The following is an 18,434-nucleotide window of genomic DNA, read 5'->3' as shown; positions in this document are numbered from 1 at the left end:
CTTATCACGCATTTTAAAAATGTTAGCTAAGTGTTAATACGTAATTTATACCAGTTCTAAATAATAAATTTCTTTAAAAATAGTTAGAAAAGTATATTTTTGCCTAAAACTAGAATTATGATCGAAAATGGAAGGACGTATAAATGCTTATTTTTTGGAGTTTTTATGATGACCGCAATAGGCATAAATGCGCAGGAGAGAACACTTAAAATTGAAGCAGATCCACTGATACAAGAGTTAGTGATTTTAAAAAATAAAATGGTTGAAACCAAAGAAATAAATGATCGCTATATTATACAATTATCGGCTGATGCGACTTTAATTGAAGCTGAAAAAACTCGAGCTAAACTTCAAAAAGAATTCCCTGAAATGACTTCGAGTATAGAATACCAAGCCCCTAATTATAAGGTTTGGGCTGGTAATTTTAGAAATAGAATAGAAGCTGATAGAGCATTTAGAGATCTCAAAGAAACTTTTAAGAAAGCATTCGTTTTTAAACCGCGCTCATAGATCAAAAAAAAGCTTAATAAAAAAAGGGATTGCGTTTGCAATCCCTTTTTTTATTAAGAATTAAACAGTTAACTATTTAAGTTTCTTCTTCACTGCAACCTCTTGATATGCTTCTACAATATCACCTTCTTTGATGTCGTTGTAGTTCTTAATTTGCAATCCACAGTCATAACCTTTTGAAACTTCTTTTACATCATCTTTAAATCGTTTTAAAGACGCTAAAAGTCCGTCATAAATTACAACACCATCACGAATCAAACGCACCTTACTGTTTCGGTAAATTTTACCATCGGTAACCATACATCCTGCAATGGTTCCAATTTTAGAAATTTTAAAGGTTTCTCTAATTTCTGCTGTACCGGTTACCTCTTCTTTCATTTCTGGAGATAACATTCCCTCCATTGCATCTTTAAGATCGTTTATGGCATCATAGATAATAGAATAGGTTCTGATATCAATCTCTTCTTTCTCAGCCACCTGTTTAGCATTACCCGCAGGTCTTACATTAAACCCAACGATAATAGCGTCAGACGCTGAAGCTAACAACACATCACTTTCCGTAATAGCACCTACGCCTTTGTGAAGTATGTTAATTTGAATCTCTTCGGTTGATAATTTCTGGAAACTATCTGTCAAGGCTTCTACAGAACCATCCACATCCCCTTTAAGGATAATATTTAACTCTTTAAAGTCACCTAATGCAATACGTCTTCCTATCTCATCAAGGGTAATATGTCTTTGTGTTCTCACGTCTTGCTCGCGTTGCAATTGCGTACGTTTACTAGCAATATCTTTCGCCTCTCTTTCATCGCGCATAACACTAAATTTATCACCCGCCTGCGGAGCACCATCAAGACCAAGTATCGAAACTGGAGTAGAAGGCCCCGCCTCTTTAATTTTGTTTCCACGCTCATCGTGCATCGCCTTGATTTTACCACTTGTAGTACCTGCCAATACGTAGTCACCTATCTTAAGTGTACCTCCTTGAACAAGCACGGTAGAAACATAACCTCTACCTTTATCTAGGTAAGCCTCAACAACAGTACCAGTAGCGAGCTTATTCGGGTTTGCTTGCAGCTCAAGTAACTCGGCCTCTAGCAATACTTTTTCGAGCAATTCTTTAACCCCAGTTCCTTTTTTGGCAGATATATCCTGAGATTGTATTTTACCTCCCCAATCTTCCACCAATAAGTTCATACTGGCCAATTTTTCTTTAATTTTTTCTACGTTAGCCGTAGGTAAATCTACTTTGTTTATCGCAAATATAATAGGCACTCCCGCCGCTTGTGCGTGCGAAATAGCTTCCTTAGTTTGCGGCATTACGTCATCATCGGCTGCAATAACAACAATAGCAATATCAGTAACTTGCGCTCCACGTGCCCGCATTGCAGTAAACGCTTCGTGACCTGGTGTATCTAAGAAAGCAATACGCTTTCCATTATCTAATTCTACACCGTATGCTCCTATATGCTGGGTTATACCCCCACTTTCACCTGCGATTACATTTTCTTTACGGATATAATCTAACAACGAAGTTTTTCCGTGGTCAACGTGCCCCATTACAGTTACGATAGGCGATCTATTTTCTAAGTCTTCAGGTTTATCTTCCTCTATTTCAATAGCCTCCTCCAAGTCGGCAGTAACAAATTCTACTTCATAACCAAACTCTTCTGCCACAATACTTAGTGTCTCAGCGTCTAAACGCTGATTCATTGTCACCATCATTCCTAGCGACATACATGCCGAAATCACTTTAGTAACCGGAACATCCATCATCGTCGCCACTTCAGATACAGTAACAAATTCAGTTACCTTTAGCGTTTTGCTTTCTAGCTCTTGCTGCTCTTGTTCTTGTTCTGTCTTTTGACGGTGCTGATCTCTTTTATCTTTACGATATTTAGCTCCTCTACCCTTATTAGATTTACCCTGAAGCTTTTCTAGGGTTTCGCGGATTTGCTTTTGTACTTCTTCTTCGGTAGGCTCTTCTTTCACCACTGGCCTTCTAGCCTTATTGCCTTTTTTGAAGTTTCCTTTTTTCTTACCTGCAGCTCCTTTAGAAGGATCTTTAGCGATACGCTTGCGTTTCTTCTTTGAGTTAGCAGTATTTTTATCGTCCTCCTTCTTTTTAGCCGGTTTTTTCTTAAATTGACTTAAGTCGATTTTTTCACCCGTAAAATTAGGACCATCTAATTTCTTGTAATTTGTTTGAATTCGCTCTTCTGGTCTAGGCTCATCTGTTTCACGCTCCTTTTTGGCCTTAGATTGCCCTGCCTCTTTAGACTGTTTTTTTGTTGCCGAAGTTTCTTTTTTCTCCTCTGGCTTAACAGTTTCCTTAGACTCTTTTTTACTATCAGCTTCTTTTTTATCAGCCGATTTATTTAAGTCAATTTTACCCACTTGCTTTGGACCATCTAGGCTAGCTTTAGCTCTAACAATACGCTCTTCTTCCTCCTGGCGTTTTCTTTCGCGTTCTTTCTTCTCCTCCAGTTTACGCAATTTCTCTTGTTGTTCGCGCTCTCTAGCCAAACGGAGTTCTTCTTTTTCCTTTTGCTTTTCTTTACTCACTTCTTTAGAAGCCACTTTTTTACTTTTATCAGTTTGAAATTTTTCAAAAAGCACTTGGTAAACTTCCTCCGAAATTTTTGTTGTAGGACGTGCATCAATCTCATAACCCTTAGACTCCAAGAACTCCACAGCCCGGTCTAGTGATATATTAAATTCACGTAATACTTTGTTTAATCGCATATTTTTCGCTTCAGCCATAAATTGCCTCTAAATTAACCTCTTTATTCTTATTTATGTATTAAAATTTTAAAAAAATCTTACTCAAATTCTTCTTTTAAAATTCTTATAACTTCTACTATTGTCTCCTCTTCAAGATCGGTAATTTTAACCAAATCATCCACATCTTTTTCAAGAACACTTTTTGCTGTATCTAAACCGATTCTTGACAATTCATCAATGATCCAAGATTCGATTTCATCTGAAAACTCACGTAACTCTACATCTTCTTCTTCGCCATCTCGGTAAACATCAATCTCATATCCGGTTAGTTGTCCGGCAAGTCTAATATTGTGTCCTCCTCTACCAATGGCCTTAGAAACCTCCTCGGGTTTTAAAGTAACTTGCGCACGTTTATTTTCTTCATCCATTTTTATCGACATCACTTTAGCCGGACTTAAGGCTCGTGTAATCAATAATTGAATGTTATTGGTGTAATTAATCACATCAATATTTTCATTACCTAACTCTCGAACTATACCGTGTATTCTAGAACCTTTCATACCAACACAAGCTCCCACTGGGTCTATCCTGTCATCATAACTATCTACAGCTACTTTAGCTTTTTCTCCAGGTACGCGCACCACTTTTTTAATGGTAATCAACCCGTCAAAAACCTCTGGGATTTCCTGTTCAAACAACTTCTCTAAAAATTCAGGTGCTGTCCTAGACATGATAATGGTAGGCTTATTACCTTTAAGCTCTACGCTTTCAATAACACCTCTCACATTATCACCTTTTCTAAAGAAATCTGATGGGATTTGTCTGTCTTTTGGCATCACCAATTCATTGCCCTCATCATCTAACAAGATTGCCGCACGATGCCTAATATGATGTACTTCGGCGGTATAAATCTCTCCCTCAAGATCTTTAAACTGCTTGTATATGTTTGTGTTATCATGTTCGTGAATCTTGGATATTAGGTTTTGTCTAAGCGCTAAAATCGCTCGCCTACCTAAATCAATCAATTTCACCTCTTCTGAAACATCTTCACCCACCTCAAAATCTGGCTCAATTTTTCTAGCTTCTGTCAAAGAAATCTCTTGATTGTCATCTTCAACCTCTCCATCGGCCACCACAATACGGTTTCTCCAAATTTCTAAATCGCCTTTATCTGGATTAATAATAATATCAAAATTATCATCTTGTCCAAATCGCTTTTTCAAGGCATTCCTAAAAACGTCTTCCAGAATCGCCATTAAAGTTACACGATCTATTAATTTATTATCTTTAAACTCTGAAAATGAGTTGATTAAATCGATATTCTCCATATCTAATTTAGGTTAAAATGTTATCATCACTTTTGCTTCTTTTATCTCTTCTAGTGGCAGCCATACCTCTTTATTTACCGTATGCTTGCCTTTTCCTACAGGTTTTGGCTCTCTAGCCTTCCAACTCAGCAGTATTTTATCCTCCTCTACTTGATCTAGATTACCCTCTAAAACACGCTCGGCTAAAGTAACTTTTAACTTTCTACCCAAATTCTTCTTGAATTGTCTTGGTAATTGTAAAGGCGCTGTCACTCCAGCAGAGGTTACCTCTAAAGAAAAATCCTCCTCCTCGCGATCTAAGTTATGTTCTATTTTTCGACTTACAGCAATGCAATCATTCACACTTACTCCTTGATCACCGTCAATCACTACTTGAATTTGATTGCCTGCTTGTATACTTAAATCGATCAAAAAAAGCGAAGGGTTTTCAGCAAGGGCTTCTTCTAATAATCCCGCTACTATTTCTTGCTTCATAAAACGCTTTTCTAGTTATAAAAAGAGGGGACTTAAAGTGTCCCCTCCTATCTTTTTTTGTTTACAATGCAAATGTAATAATATTTTCTCACATAATAAATTAGAAACCAACGAAATTATTTGTACTTTTAATTTTTATTAGCAAAAACAGACAACTAAAATAACACAAATGAAAAAAATTCTTGTCCCAACAGATTTTTCTGACCAAGCTGAAAACGCCTTAAAAGTGGCGGCCCAACTAGCCAAAAACTATGATGCCGAGATATATTTACTACATATGCTCGAGCTTCCAGCTCAATTGATCGACCCCACATTAGACGGCAACCCAAATAGTTTACCCGAGGCGATTTATTTTATGAAATTAGCGCGTAAACGCTTTTCTGATGTTTTAAGTAGTGATTACCTTGACGGATTAACAGTTTATGAAACCGTACAATTTAATGAGGCTTTTGAAGGGATTATGACTTTCTCAAACGAGAATGATGTCGATTTAGTAGTGATGGGTTCACATGGGGCAAGCGGTTTTAAAGAAATTTTCATTGGCTCCAACACAGAAAAAGTAGTAAGAAACTCAGACATCCCTGTCTTGGTTGTGAAGAACGAATTGGAAGTGAGCAAGGTTAAATCTATGGTTTATGCCACCGATCTTATGCCAAAAAATAGAGATTCCTTCCTAGAAGCAGTAAATTTCGCTAAGAAAATGGATCTTGAAATGCACGTGGTTTACATCAATACCGCAAATAAATTTAAAACCGACGAATACATCAATAAGAAAAAAGCTGTTTTCTTTAAAGATGTAGATTTTGATAATTATTCTTTTGATTTATATGGAGCGGAATCTATTGAGAAAGGAATCTTAAAATTTGCTGCATTTAAAAAAGCCTCTCTTATAGGCGTGAGTACTCATGGTAGAAAAGGGATTGCACACTTCCTAAACGGAAGCATTAGTGAAGATCTTGTAAATCACGCTAAAATACCTGTAATTACTTTTAAAATTAAAGAACAAGATTAAAGCAACTCCTTTTTAAGGCCTTTTTGTAAACAACGCCAATAGTAGTTCCAAAAAGATTTTGTTTTATCTCTTTTCACACCCGTAACCTCAACAGGCTTACGGGTTTTATTTTTGGAATCTACCACAATATTAGCTAACCAGCTCATTATCTTTTTTTTCTGCCCATTCTCCTTTAACACTTCAAATTTAAGTTCATCATAAACCATAATCATTTCGCCTGAGGCTTTATTTTGGTCACCGCTAAAATTATAGTACAAAGCATCAATGCTTCCGTTAGCCTGTACACCCAAAGCCGGAATAAAAAATTTATTTACTTGGTGATCCTCCACCTCCCAGGCGCTTCCTTTAAATTGAAAAGCATCGGTAGAATCAGCAACTCGGAATGAATACTCAAAATCTAGCTTTGAAATTCCCGTAAAGTCTGCCTTAAGGTCAAGCGTAGTTTCTTTTTTGGAGTTGTATCGGGCTTGACCTCCTATCAAATGACCAATAGCGGCATTTACATTTTCAAATGACACCTCACCCACTTCATTTTCTCCTAACTTCTCTTGGTATTTTAAAAATGTGTCATGAATAGCTACCGTATCTATTTTCAAGCTAAAAGGTAACTCGCGTAACATCTGACTGTAAAGCTTTTTTTGCCTCACATCATCTTTAATTGTTTTGTCTCTATAAATTTGCAAATCCCCTTCATGAATGTCTACACTTGGTATATATAAAGAAAATATTTGATCAATGGAGTATTTTAATTCTTCACAAGCGACGCGATCAATTTTAAGATTTATCAAATCTTTTTCGTAAGGTATGTGATTTACATATTCTCGCTTCGAATATTTAGGTGTATAAATCAAATCATTTGCCTCCAATAGCGAGTCGTCTAAAACAAGTTCTTTCAATTTCAAGTCTTGTAGGTTATTTACATTCAAGAACAAATCAAGAAGTTCAAAACGATAGCTATCATATTCAACAGGTATAGCTTTCTTCACTGTTTTATGGTTAAGCACTACATTATGAACAGATAAATTAATTTGCTCTACCTCCGCTTTCAGCCGATCTTGCTCCATCCACTTGAAATTACCTTTTCGCAAATGCACTTTTTCCACCGTAATGGCGTTTATTTTCATCTCCTTTTCCGTCTTTTTTTCTGGTATTGATTTATTACTCACCCATATAATTTTAGGCTGTTCAATTTCAATCTCACTAATAGCCAATTGGTCTTTAAACACAAGTTGTAAGAGCTGCACTCCTTTTACTTCAATTTGATCTACCTCAAAAATAGACTCCCCTTTTGTTCTATGCCAAGATACTTTTTCTAATCGTCCAGCTCTTTGCCAGAGATTTATATCAAGTTTACTAAACACCAGCTCTCCACCTAAAAGCCCCTCACTTAAATGTTGCTTTAGCCGAAATTCGATATACCATTGCGTTCCATAATAACCTACTCCAACAAGTAAAATTCCGAGAATTATATATTTTAAAGTTTTACTAGCCACTCTCCTATAATTTTACTTTCTAAGATATTAAATCACATTTATCCTATACGTTAAATTAAGATTAATTGGGAATATTTTAAAAATATAACACGGCTTGAAGCCCTATCTTTAAAGAAAAAAAATGTTGCTACGTATAGTTTTTATTATCTTTATTTTAGGCAGCCATTCTGGTTTTGCTTACTATACTTTGTACGCAACTAATAATTTATTTACAAAATTCACCTTCTTTCTTTCAAGCGTTTTTCTCATTTGCCTGCTTATTCTAAAGGCAAATAAATATATTTTTGATGATGAGTTTGAAGATAACCAAGAGCCAATCCGATGCGAAATTGAAAATAAGGCTGAATTGCATTAGTGTTAGAAGTCAAAAAAAGCAGAACTCCAAACTTAAAGATTGAGCGATAAATAAAAAATTTAATTTCTAATTTAAAACTCTCCTTTAAAATATTATACCCAAATTAAATATCAGCAAATCTTCATATAACTTCAATGCCAAAATAAAAGCATTTAGAGCACAGTTAAGTTGAGCAAGAAAACCCGAATTTTTCCTATTCCGACTCCTAAAATTATTTGCTTAAAAACTCAAAAACCCAGAAAATGGTCTTGATCCATTGTTGATGACCCCAGAAAATGGTCTTGATCCGTTATAACACCATAAAAAGAAAAAATCCCAACTCTAAATGAATTGGGATTTTTGTTGGCCTACTAGGGCTCGAACCTAGACTCTTCTGGACCAAAACCAGACGTGTTGCCAGTTACACCATAGGCCAATGCTTGATTGCGGTTGCAAATATAAAGGAAACATTCAATTGTCCAAAACAAAATTTAATTTTTTTTAAAAAAATTTTCTTCAAACAATATTTAGTACCTTCGCCAGTATTATTTTTGAATGCAGATAAAATAAATCGATAAATTTTTAGTTGCAAAGCCAAGCTTACAATATACAACTCAATGAAAGAATTTAATTTTACTTTTTGGAACAAAGCCTTAGGTTGGATTAGCTTTTTTATAGCGCTCACCGTATACACTTTAACCCTAGAACCCACTGCAAGTTTTTGGGATGCAGGCGAATATATTGCCACCTCGGCCAAATTACAAGTTGGACATCCGCCAGGAGCGCCGCTTTTTCAAATGATGGGCGCTTTTTTCTCTACCTTTGCTCCCGATGCCGAAACGGTAGCCTTTACTGTAAATATGCTATCGGCTTTCTCTAGTGCTTTTGCTATTTTATTTATGTTTTGGTCTATAACGCTATTGGTTCAAAAAATCAGCGGACCGGCAGAACATTTAAAATCGGGTGAAAAAATAGCGGTTCTAGCCAGCGGATTAGTAGGTTCTTTAGCCTTTGCCTTTACCGATAGTTTTTGGTTTAGTGCCGTGGAGGCTGAAGTATATGCGATGGCTAGTTGCCTAATGGCAATTCTATTTTACGTAGGCCTCTTATGGGAGCGAGATATGTTTAAACCCAGAGGTAATCGTTGGTTGATTTTGATCGCTTTTATTATAGGGCTTAGTTTTGGTGTTCATTTTATGGGCTTACTTACCATTCCCGCTATTGGCTTTTTATACTATTTTAAAAACGTAAAAAATATCACCGTAAAGAACTTTATCATTGCCAATCTAGTAGTGGTAGGTATTCTAATGTTTATATTCAAATTACTTTTACCTTACTCGCTAGCATTCTTTGGTGAAGCCGAGGTGTTTTTTGTCAATAGTCTAGGATTACCTTTTAACTCAGGAACTATAATTGCAGCGCTAGCTTTGGTGGCTTTCTTTTATTTTGGATTGAATTATACGCGAAAGCAAAATTTTATACACCTCAACACGATTTTACTTTGTATTTTATTCATTTTCATAGGATTCTCATCTTGGATCATGCTCCCTATCCGTGCCAACGCAGGAACAGTAATCAATGAAAATAGACCCGACAATGCTCGTGAACTACTCGCTTATTATAACCGAGAGCAATATCCTGAAACTAAGTTGTTTTACGGACCCCAGTTTACTGATATTTTTGGTAGCTTAGATGCCGATAATCCTTATATAGATGATAAACCCAAATATGAAGAGAACGAGACGACAGGAAAATATGAAATTGTAAACAACTGGAAAAACGCTAAACAAAATTCTAGTAAAGAGCATAAAACCTTTTTACCTCGTATGTGGAGCACAGAACATATGGCCAATTATATGGAGTATACGGGTCCCATTGAATTTACCATAAGTCCAGAATACCAACAAGAAGAACAATTAATTCAAACGGTAAACCAATTTAAAAAAGAGTATGCGTTAGGCCGTTTAAACAACGAAGACTACATCAGTTTTTTAAAGCAATTTAGTCCTTACCTCGTAGTTCAAAAACCTTCAGACGTTTCAAACTTCAGGTATTTAATCGAGTTTCAAATAGGGTATATGTATTGGCGTTACTTTATGTGGAACTTTGTTGGAAAGCAGGATGATATCCAAGGTCGATTAAACGATTTACATGGCAATTGGCTTAGCGGAATCGATTTTATAGACGAAATGCGTTTAGGCACTCAAGCTAATTTACCAAGCGATGTTGAGAATAATAAAGGTCGAAATACCTATTTTTTCCTTCCTTTGATTTTAGGCCTTATCGGATTGCTTTTTCACGCACAAAGAGAAGTGAAAGGCTTTTGGGTCTTATTGGTTTTCTTCTTGTTTACAGGAATTGCCCTAAAAATATACCTCAACGAGCGCCCCTTCGAACCTCGAGAAAGAGATTACGCCCTAGTAGGTTCTTTTTATGTATTCGCGATGTGGATTGGAATGGGGGTTTACGCCATTTATCATAAGCTACGAAATTATATTCCAAGCAAAATAGCTGCCAGCAGTATTGGCTTGGTATGTCTATTGGCAGTTCCCGGTGTTTTAATTTCGCAAAATTATGACGACCATGATCGTTCAGACCGATATACTGCTCAGGCCATGGCTAAAAAATACCTCGACTCTGTAGATGAAAACGCCATTTTATTCACTATTGGTGACAACGATACTTTTGCTTTATGGTATGTGCAAGAGATCGAAAATTACCGAACCGATGTAAGGGTGATTAACACCAGTCTATTTGCAACCGACTGGTATATTGATCAAATGCGGGTTAAGGCTTATGAAAGCGAACCCATTCGCACTACCCTTGAAAATAAAAATTACCGCTACGGGACCAATGAGTATATTCGTTACTCCCAAGACCCAAGACTTTCAGACACCTTAATGATTGGCGACTGGCTAAAGTATATTAAAAGTGACCATCCTAGTACCCAAGCTGAGCTAGCCAATGGCCAAGTAATAAATACTTTTCCCGCCAAGACGCTACGCTTACCCGTTAACAAAGAAAATGCCCTTAACATCGGCTTGGTTAAACCCGAAGATGCAGATAAGATTGTGCCTTATATTGATATAGAAATTAATAGTCAGATTCTCTATAAAAATAGGTTGCTTATGCTCGATGTAGTGGCTAATACGCAATGGAAGCGGCCGGTGTATTTCACTGGAGGTAGCTTTGGCGACGATGATTATTTATGGATGAAAGACTATCTGCAATTAGACGGGGTTTGCTATAAGCTTGTTCCTATTAGAACCCCAGTAGATCCTAAAGATCCGTTTTCGATGGGGAGAATAGATCACGAAAAAATGTACTCAATTGTGAGCAATTGGGAATGGGGCAACAGTGGTAGCGATAAAATATACCACGACCCAGAAACGCGTAAAAATGCAATCACTTACCGCAGTAATCTAGCACGCTTAACAGAGTCTTTGTTAGCTGCAGGAGAAGAGGATAAAGCGCTTGAAATTATCAATTTAGCCATGGAAAAAATGCCGCTTGATAAATTTGGGTATTACTCATTAGTTGAACCCTTTATTGACGGTTATTATAAGGTAGGAGAAAAACAACTGGCTAGAGATTTATGGAATAGAACCGCAGAAAAATACCAAGAGTATTTGGCATACTATAGTCAGCTTGATTTAGAACGCCAGTATATGCTAGGAGATGAGATTGTAAGTAACATTCAGCGTTACCGAAGTCTTATCGATTTATTAGTTATCAACCAAGACGAAGAAATATTCGAAGAGAAGGTTAAAGCATTCAACAAACACCTGACTTTGTTTAATCATTTTTATGGAGATGATGAATCTATGCTAGAAAACGAATCTTTAGAAGAGTCGAGTAACCTGGAAGAAGATGATGTCCAACCTAATCTACCAGATGATAATTTATTGGTTAATCCTGACAGCTTACCATTGTAGTTTGAAATGATTATTGATGCAGCTGCTCAACTTGGTAAATTGATTTTTCCCAAACGTCTATGGCATATGCCACGCGAGGAAAAATCAATTTATCTTAGTTTTGATGATGGGCCAATTCCTGAGGTAACACCATGGGTCTTAGAGCAATTGACAAATTACGAGGCTAAAGCAAGCTTTTTTTGCATAGGAGAAAATATAAAAAAGCACCCCGAGGTATTCAAAAAAATTATATCCCAAGGCCATCGCGTGGGCAACCACACCTACAACCATTTAAACGGATGGAAAACCAATAATGAGATCTATATAGAAAACACCGAAAAGTGCGAGAATTATATTAAGTCGTCATCAGATCAAAAACTGCTTTTTAGACCACCCTATGGAAAGCTTAGGGCAAAACAGGCAAAACGTATTGCACAAAACCATCAAATTGTTATGTGGGATATCCTTACATTAGATTACAAACCAAATATTTGCTTAGACAAGCGTTTGGATTACATCAAAGAAAATACACGCCCGGGTAGCATTTTAGTATTTCACGACAGCTTAAAAGCCGAAAAAAACCTTAAAAAATTACTCCCTAACACCTTAGAATATTTCTCCCAAGCAGGATATTGTTTTAAATCACTTCCTTAAATCCGAAAAGGAGAAAGTTGTTTTAATTTAAAGGTGTTTAAAAGTAAGTACTCAAAAATACTCAATGATTTTCACGGCTATTTTTATACCAAGATCTTAAAAGAAACTGGTCTCGTGTTTTCTAGTAGCTGTAAGATTTTATTCTAGCGTTAAGCTAACCGAATAAATTCGAATGTTATTTCGAGCAGTTGTTCCATTAGTACTTATATATTGCGCATAGATTTGTATGTAGTCACCAGGATTTAAGGTTACCTTTCCTCCCAGCGGTACAGTTCGAACCCTTGTATCAGGATGGTCACCCACTTCAGAGTAAATTTCTGTCCCAGATGGTATTTCTATAAAGGATCCAGTACTGTTAAAACGATTAATATAGAAGGCGTGAATGGTAGCATCTCCATTAGAATTAGTAGATGCAGACTGATACGATAAATTACCCGTTACTGTAAAGGTTCTAGGTTCCTTCCCTTCATAAACCAACACATTATTGGTACCGGTAACATTGGAAGTAGAGTTTGAAAAGCGAAAAAGCTGCCCAGCACTAATCTGTGCATCTATCGGTACCGCACTACTGACATTAAATGAAGGATTACTAGTGGTAGAATTCCTTGTAATGTAGATGTTCCCCGAAGCATTATTGTCTGATTCGCGAGGTATTCCTACGCAATCAACATCCCAGTTTATATCGAAATTGTAACCAGCATAAGTGTTAGATCCCGAGTAGGGCTTTACAAAATCTCCTAAACCATTAAAAACAACATCCTTAATCACCCCCTTATCTAAGGTTGGATTGCTACTTACATCAATTCCCGTTGAACTAGCACCGACGTAAGAAAAACCGCTTGATTTTTGAATAAAATTAAACGTTCCTGTAAAAGTTTCATAAGTTCCGTTGTTATTAATTTGCCATCCTATGTTATTAAGAAGTAAGCTGTTTATGTCGGTATAAGTAATTCCATCTGCATTTCCGATAAACTGAAAAACATTAAAAAAAACTAGACCATAACCAGATACACTTCCAACCGAGTTAAAACCATTTACCACAACACTCTGTCCTATCAGACGTTCACTTGACGAAGCGGCCGTTAGATTAAACAGGTTTCCCGTTCCAGCGTTAATCAAGGTCACACTCCTTAAACTTCCTGAGGCATCACCAACGAACAGACTACTGCTACCAGAATAGTTTAAAACATCCTCATCGGTATCTCGCCCAACTAAGTAAGCTCCATTTAAATCTATACTGGCGCTTAAGGTAACGGTTCCGTTTATTTCATAGAGCGTTTGACTGTCTAGCGTAATCACACCACCGCTTGCTGCGGGTAAATCGCTTTCACTTTTAACCAACACGTGATTATCGCGTTTGTTTTCACTGCTCAATAAGGCCAACCAGTTACTGGTGGTCTCATCGCCAGCGTTGTAATAAAATTGGTTATTATCGGTATCAAATAGCAGCAAAGAATTTGCAATACCAGTGGTTAGGGTATCGCGAGACGCTTGGGCTACCCTAGGTAATAAAACACCCGCAGCCTCACTTTGCACATCAAGAATAGAACTACTATGAGGATTGTCGGTGTTTATACCTACTTGAGCAAAACCACTTAAAGTAATTAACAATAAAAGATATAAGGTTATCGATTTCATTTTATCTATTTTAAAATCGAATATAAACACTTAATCTATAATTTTTGTGCTTTAAACGTTAAAATTTAAACATTTGCAGAAGCTTTTTTCAATTTAAGTACGGTAATTTCGGGCCACATTCCTACCCGACCGGGGTAAGCCAGGTAGCCAAACCCTCGATTTACGTAGAGATAACGATTAAATTCTTTGTAGAGTCCAGCCCAATTTTCGTATCGGTATTTAACCGGACTCCATTTGAACCAACCGGGTATTTCAATACCAAATTGCATGCCATGTGTATGACCACTTAAGGTAAGTTGAAATTCTTTTTCGTGTGCTTTTATTTTCTCTTGCCAGTAACTCGGATCGTGGCTCAAAAGTATTTTAAATTCTTCTTTGCTTAATTCCGCTGCAGCGCGATCTAAATCGCCATGCTTCACAAAACCGCCTTTTCCCCAATTCTCTACACCCACAACAGCCAATTTAGCATCTCCTTTACGGATGTACGTATGCTCGTTTAATAATAGCTTCCATCCCATTTGTTTTTGAATAGATTTTAAGCGATTTAAGTTCTCTTTTTTCTCTTGAGGTGAGTCCCAACGCACATAATCGCCATAATCATGGTTCCCTAATACAGAAAAAACACCATCTTTAGCCTTAAGTTCACCAAATAACTCTTGGCAAGCTTCCATTTCATCGGCGGTATTGTTCACCAAATCACCCGTAAAAAAGATAGCATCACTTTTTTGTTGGTTAATTAAATCTATTGCATATTTCACCTTCTTTAGATTATCAAAACTACCGCTATGCACATCGCTTATTTGGGTAATTTGGTAACCATCAAATGCCTCTGGTAAATCGGGAAAGTTAATCTCATAGGTGAGTACCTTATAATTATACTTTCCTTTAAACATTCCGTAAAGCAGAGAACCAAAAGGAATAGCTGCCAATCCTAAAGCCAGCGTACTTACAAACTTTCTTCGGCCAGGCAAATGAGCGACTTCTGGATGAACTATTTTATTTTTTAAAAAAATTAAGGTACGAATGATATCTTCCCCCATTAAAATAGCAATCAAAACCATTTCGGCAGCCATAAAACTCAAGAGCAGACCAAAAGCAACACTACGTTTTCCAGTAAAAACGCTTCCTGTTGCCGGTTGTAACCAATAAAATAAAAAGTAGCCCAAAAAAATAAGACTTAAGCCTATAAATAAAGCCTGTACCCAAAAAATCTTGCTTAAGGTTTTAATAGCTTGGTAACTATAAAAATTAATTGCAGCATAAAAAAGTATAAAAATTATCCAGCGCATTTTTTGTATTTTGAGATTACAAAACTAACTTATATTGCTCTTTTTAAGGTTTAATTTGGAGATAATTAACTTCTGTACAAGAATAACACATCTAATAGTACGCACACAAGCGCGTCATATTACAGCTTCTTAATTTTATTTTCGATAAAAAATCGTGTAGCTTTACGCTTCTAAATACCAGAAATTATGGCCCAGCAAAAAAGACTGTTTTTATTAGATGCTTATGCGCTAATTTTTAGAGGATATTACGCCTTGATAAAAAACCCTAGAATAAACTCAAAGGGCCAAGACACATCGGCTATCATGGGATTTGTAAATTCGCTTTTCGATGTGATTAAGCGTGAAAAACCAGATCATCTTGCAGTTTGTTTTGATAAGGGAGGAAGTAAGGCCCGTACCGAAATGTTTGAAGAATATAAAGCCAATAGAGATGAAACGCCAGATGTCATCAGGCAATCTATTCCCATTATTCAAGATATTTTAAAGGCATTGCATATTCCGGTAATAGAATTAGAAGGACTTGAAGCCGATGATATTATAGGAACCTTAGCCAAACAGGCCGAAAAAAAAGATTACCAAGTTTTTATGGTTACCCCAGATAAAGATTTTGGTCAATTGGTAAGTGAAAACATTTTTATGTACCGCCCAGCACGTATGGGAAATGCGATTGAAATTTGGGGTGTTGAGGAGGTTCAAAAACGTTTCGGCGTTGAAAAGCCCGAGCAGGTTATCGACTACTTGGGGATGATGGGAGATGCATCAGACAATATTCCAGGTTTACCTGGCGTAGGCGATAAAACGGCTAAAAAGTTTATTAAGCAATTTGGTAGCATGGAAGGCCTATATGAAAATATTGACCAGCTTAAAGGCAAAATGAAAGAGAAAGTCCAAGCCAATGAAGAATTAGGTAAACTTTCTAAAAAACTAGCCACCATATTTACCGATTGCGACGTAGAATTTGATGAGCAAGATTTTGAACTCTCACCACCCGACACCGAAAAACTAATGGCTTTATTTCAAGAGTTAGAATTTAGGCGTTTAAGTGAGCAGTTCCTTAAAATGTATAACGAGCAAAGCACCAACAATGGCGGTCTAACCACTCCAGAAGCCAATAAAACAAGCCAAGAAAAACCTACTGCTGGTAGCGGTCAATTTTCGCTATTTGGTAATGCGGTAAATCAAGAAGATTTAGACACTTCAGATTTCACGGGTTATCGCAATCTAGAAAACACAGCGCATTATTATCAACTTATAGAAACCGGCAAACCTTTAGAACTTTTTATCAAGCAAATGCTAAAGCAACCTGCGGTTTGTTTTGATACAGAAACCACTTCACTCAACACTTTTGAAGCCGAATTGGTAGGCATAGCCTTTAGCTGGAACAAAAACAAAGGCTATTATCTTCCCTTTCCCGAAGATCGCCAAGAAGCCAAAGCTTTACTTGACCAATTAGAAGTATTTTTTACCCACGAAAGCATTATAAAAGTAGGACAGAATCTGAAATACGACATTAAGGTATTGGCTCAATACGGCATGGAGCTTAAAGGTCCTATTTTTGATACCATGTTAGCGCATTATGTTATCAATCCAGACATGCGTCATAATATGGATGTTCTAGCAGAAACCTACCTTAAATACAGTCCGCAACCCATTGAAGAACTCATAGGTAAAGGAAGAAAGAAGATTTCTATGCGCGAGGTTCCGCTAGAGCAACAAAAAGAATATGCTGCAGAAGATGCAGACATCACCTTTCAACTCAAAGAGTATTTTGGTCAAGAATTAGAAGCCACCCAGACCAAAAAACTTTATGAAGAGATCGAGTTACCCTTGGTAAAGGTATTGGCAAGAATGGAATTAGAAGGCATTCGAGTGAATCAAGATTTTCTAGAGCAACTCTCCCAAGCCTTAGAAAAAGATATTCTGGCTCTAGAAAAAACAATATATCAAGAAGCAGGGGAATCTTTTAATATTGGCTCTCCCAAGCAATTGGGCGAAATTTTATTTGGTAAATTAAAGTTGGTAGAAAAACCCAAAAAGACCAAAACCGGTCAATATTCTACGGCAGAAGATGTTTTATCTTATCTGGCTAGCGAGCATCAAATTATCGCTGATGTTCTCGCTTGGCGCGGATTAATGAAACTAAAGAGCACTTACGTGGATGCTTTACCACAACAAATACAAGAAAAAACCGGTAGAATTCATACCGAATACATGCAAACTGTAGCAGCCACGGGCCGATTGAGCAGTAACAATCCTAATTTGCAAAATATTCCTATTCGCACCGAGCGCGGTCGTGAGGTTCGAAAAGCCTTTATCCCAAGAGATGAAAATCACGTTTTGGTAGCCGCCGATTACTCCCAAATTGAGTTGCGCATCATTGCTGCGCTGAGCCAAGAAGATACCATGATCGAAGCCTTTAAAAACGGTGAAGACATACACGCCTCTACTGCTGCAAAAGTTTTTGATGTACCCTTAGCCGATGTAACTCGCGAGCAAAGAAGCAACGCTAAAACCGTAAACTTTGGGATAATTTACGGCGTATCGGCTTTCGGTTTAAGCAATCAAACCGATATGAGCCGGAGTGAAGCTGGCGATTTGATTAAAACCTATTACAAAACTTACCCCAAATTACGAGATTATATTGATAAACAAATTGAGTTTGCGCGAGAAAACGGATATGTAGAAACCGTATTAGGTAGGCGCCGATATCTTAAAGACATCAATGCAAAAAACAATGTCGTGCGCAGTGCAGCAGAGCGCAATGCTGTAAATGCACCCATTCAAGGTAGCGCAGCAGACATCATTAAAGTTGCCATGATCAATATTCAAAACCAGTTAGAAGCTAAGAATTTAAAATCTAAAATGCTGCTTCAAGTTCATGATGAATTGATTTTTGATGTACCTAAGTCCGAGTTGAAAGAATTAAAGCAAATGGTACAATATGAAATGGAAAACGCTTTTAAATTAAGTGTCCCACTTGATGTAGAGGTTGGTGTAGGCAATAACTGGCTTGAAGCGCATTAATATATTTTCAAAAACCAAGTTAAGCCATCACCTTACTATT

Annotated in this window: 11 protein-coding genes and 1 tRNA gene; 5 read left to right on the top strand and 7 right to left on the bottom strand. The window is 36.9% G+C overall.

Features of this window, described 5'->3' with window-relative positions:
- Positions 1–117: 117 nt before the first annotated feature.
- Positions 118–510 carry an SPOR domain-containing protein gene (locus ACH2AZ_RS08825; protein WP_394907547.1) on the top strand — a complete coding sequence of 131 codons (393 nt, stop codon included), beginning with the start codon at positions 118–120 and terminating at the stop codon, positions 508–510.
- A gap of 72 nt (positions 511–582) precedes the next feature.
- Here the strand turns inward: ACH2AZ_RS08825 and infB are convergent, their stop codons facing one another.
- From infB to rimP, 3 genes are read right to left on the bottom strand one after another with little or no spacing between them, the layout of a single operon-like run.
- A complete protein-coding gene (gene infB / locus ACH2AZ_RS08820; protein WP_394907546.1) occupies positions 583–3,273 on the bottom strand; it encodes a translation initiation factor IF-2 in 2,691 nt (896 codons plus the stop codon).
- A gap of 59 nt (positions 3,274–3,332) precedes the next feature.
- Complete coding sequence (gene nusA / locus ACH2AZ_RS08815; protein WP_394907545.1) at positions 3,333–4,562, bottom strand: transcription termination factor NusA; 1,230 nt, start codon at positions 4,560–4,562, stop codon at positions 3,333–3,335.
- A 12-nt stretch (positions 4,563–4,574) separates the two neighbouring features.
- The gene (gene rimP, locus ACH2AZ_RS08810; RefSeq protein WP_394907544.1) at positions 4,575–5,036 is read right to left on the bottom strand and encodes a ribosome assembly cofactor RimP; all 462 of its coding nucleotides are present in this window, start codon (positions 5,034–5,036) and stop codon (positions 4,575–4,577) included.
- Positions 5,037–5,205: 169 nt separating this feature from the next.
- Between rimP and ACH2AZ_RS08805 the strand changes: the two genes are divergently transcribed.
- Positions 5,206–6,048, top strand: a complete 843-nt coding sequence (locus tag ACH2AZ_RS08805) for a universal stress protein (RefSeq protein ID WP_394907543.1) — start codon at positions 5,206–5,208, stop codon at positions 6,046–6,048.
- On the opposite strand, the gene ACH2AZ_RS08800 is transcribed toward ACH2AZ_RS08805, so the two are convergent.
- Positions 6,045–7,541, bottom strand: coding sequence for a hypothetical protein (locus tag ACH2AZ_RS08800; RefSeq protein WP_394907542.1), 1,497 nt, complete (start codon positions 7,539–7,541; stop codon positions 6,045–6,047). The genes ACH2AZ_RS08805 and ACH2AZ_RS08800 overlap by 4 nt on opposite strands.
- A 697-nt stretch (positions 7,542–8,238) precedes the next feature.
- A tRNA-Gln gene (locus ACH2AZ_RS08795) sits at positions 8,239–8,311 on the bottom strand.
- Positions 8,312–8,492: 181 nt separating this feature from the next.
- On the opposite strand from ACH2AZ_RS08795, the gene ACH2AZ_RS08790 reads away from it, so the two are divergent.
- Both ACH2AZ_RS08790 and ACH2AZ_RS08785 read left to right on the top strand, forming a co-directional pair.
- Positions 8,493–11,810: a DUF2723 domain-containing protein gene (locus tag ACH2AZ_RS08790; protein ID WP_394907541.1), complete on the top strand. Its 3,318-nt coding sequence runs from the start codon at positions 8,493–8,495 to the stop codon at positions 11,808–11,810.
- Positions 11,811–11,816: 6 nt separating this feature from the next.
- A complete protein-coding gene (locus ACH2AZ_RS08785; protein WP_394907540.1) occupies positions 11,817–12,443 on the top strand; it encodes a polysaccharide deacetylase family protein in 627 nt (208 codons plus the stop codon).
- A gap of 138 nt (positions 12,444–12,581) precedes the next feature.
- Here the strand turns inward: ACH2AZ_RS08785 and ACH2AZ_RS08780 are convergent, their stop codons facing one another.
- Positions 12,582–14,081 carry a hypothetical protein gene (locus ACH2AZ_RS08780; protein WP_394907539.1) on the bottom strand — a complete coding sequence of 500 codons (1,500 nt, stop codon included), beginning with the start codon at positions 14,079–14,081 and terminating at the stop codon, positions 12,582–12,584.
- Between the two features lie 65 nt (positions 14,082–14,146).
- On the bottom strand, positions 14,147–15,370 hold the full coding sequence (locus ACH2AZ_RS08775; protein WP_394907538.1) for a metallophosphoesterase: 1,224 nt from the start codon (positions 15,368–15,370) through the stop codon (positions 14,147–14,149).
- Positions 15,371–15,556: 186 nt separating this feature from the next.
- On the opposite strand from ACH2AZ_RS08775, the gene polA reads away from it, so the two are divergent.
- Complete coding sequence (polA, locus tag ACH2AZ_RS08770; protein WP_394907537.1) at positions 15,557–18,394, top strand: DNA polymerase I; 2,838 nt, start codon at positions 15,557–15,559, stop codon at positions 18,392–18,394.
- Positions 18,395–18,434: the final 40 nt, after the last annotated feature.

The organism is uncultured Mesonia sp. (assembly GCA_947499595.1).
Classification (GTDB): Bacteria; Bacteroidota; Bacteroidia; order Flavobacteriales; family Flavobacteriaceae; genus Mesonia; species Mesonia sediminis.
This window is presented reverse-complemented; position numbering and strand designations above follow the sequence as displayed.

Bases quoted from the DNA above. Each gene is read 5' to 3' on its own strand.
- ACH2AZ_RS08790 (WP_394907541.1), top strand. From the start codon at position 8,493: ATGAAAGAATTTAATTTTACTTTTTGGAACAAAGCCTTAGGTTGGATT.
- polA (WP_394907537.1), top strand. From the start codon at position 15,557: ATGGCCCAGCAAAAAAGACTGTTTTTATTAGATGCTTATGCGCTAATT.
- ACH2AZ_RS08775 (WP_394907538.1), bottom strand. From the start codon at position 15,370: ATGCGCTGGATAATTTTTATACTTTTTTATGCTGCAATTAATTTTTAT.
- infB (WP_394907546.1), bottom strand. From the start codon at position 3,273: ATGGCTGAAGCGAAAAATATGCGATTAAACAAAGTATTACGTGAATTT.
- ACH2AZ_RS08780 (WP_394907539.1), bottom strand. From the start codon at position 14,081: ATGAAATCGATAACCTTATATCTTTTATTGTTAATTACTTTAAGTGGT.
- ACH2AZ_RS08825 (WP_394907547.1), top strand. From the start codon at position 118: ATGATCGAAAATGGAAGGACGTATAAATGCTTATTTTTTGGAGTTTTT.
- rimP (WP_394907544.1), bottom strand. From the start codon at position 5,036: ATGAAGCAAGAAATAGTAGCGGGATTATTAGAAGAAGCCCTTGCTGAA.
- ACH2AZ_RS08805 (WP_394907543.1), top strand. From the start codon at position 5,206: ATGAAAAAAATTCTTGTCCCAACAGATTTTTCTGACCAAGCTGAAAAC.
- ACH2AZ_RS08785 (WP_394907540.1), top strand. From the start codon at position 11,817: ATGATTATTGATGCAGCTGCTCAACTTGGTAAATTGATTTTTCCCAAA.
- nusA (WP_394907545.1), bottom strand. From the start codon at position 4,562: ATGGAGAATATCGATTTAATCAACTCATTTTCAGAGTTTAAAGATAAT.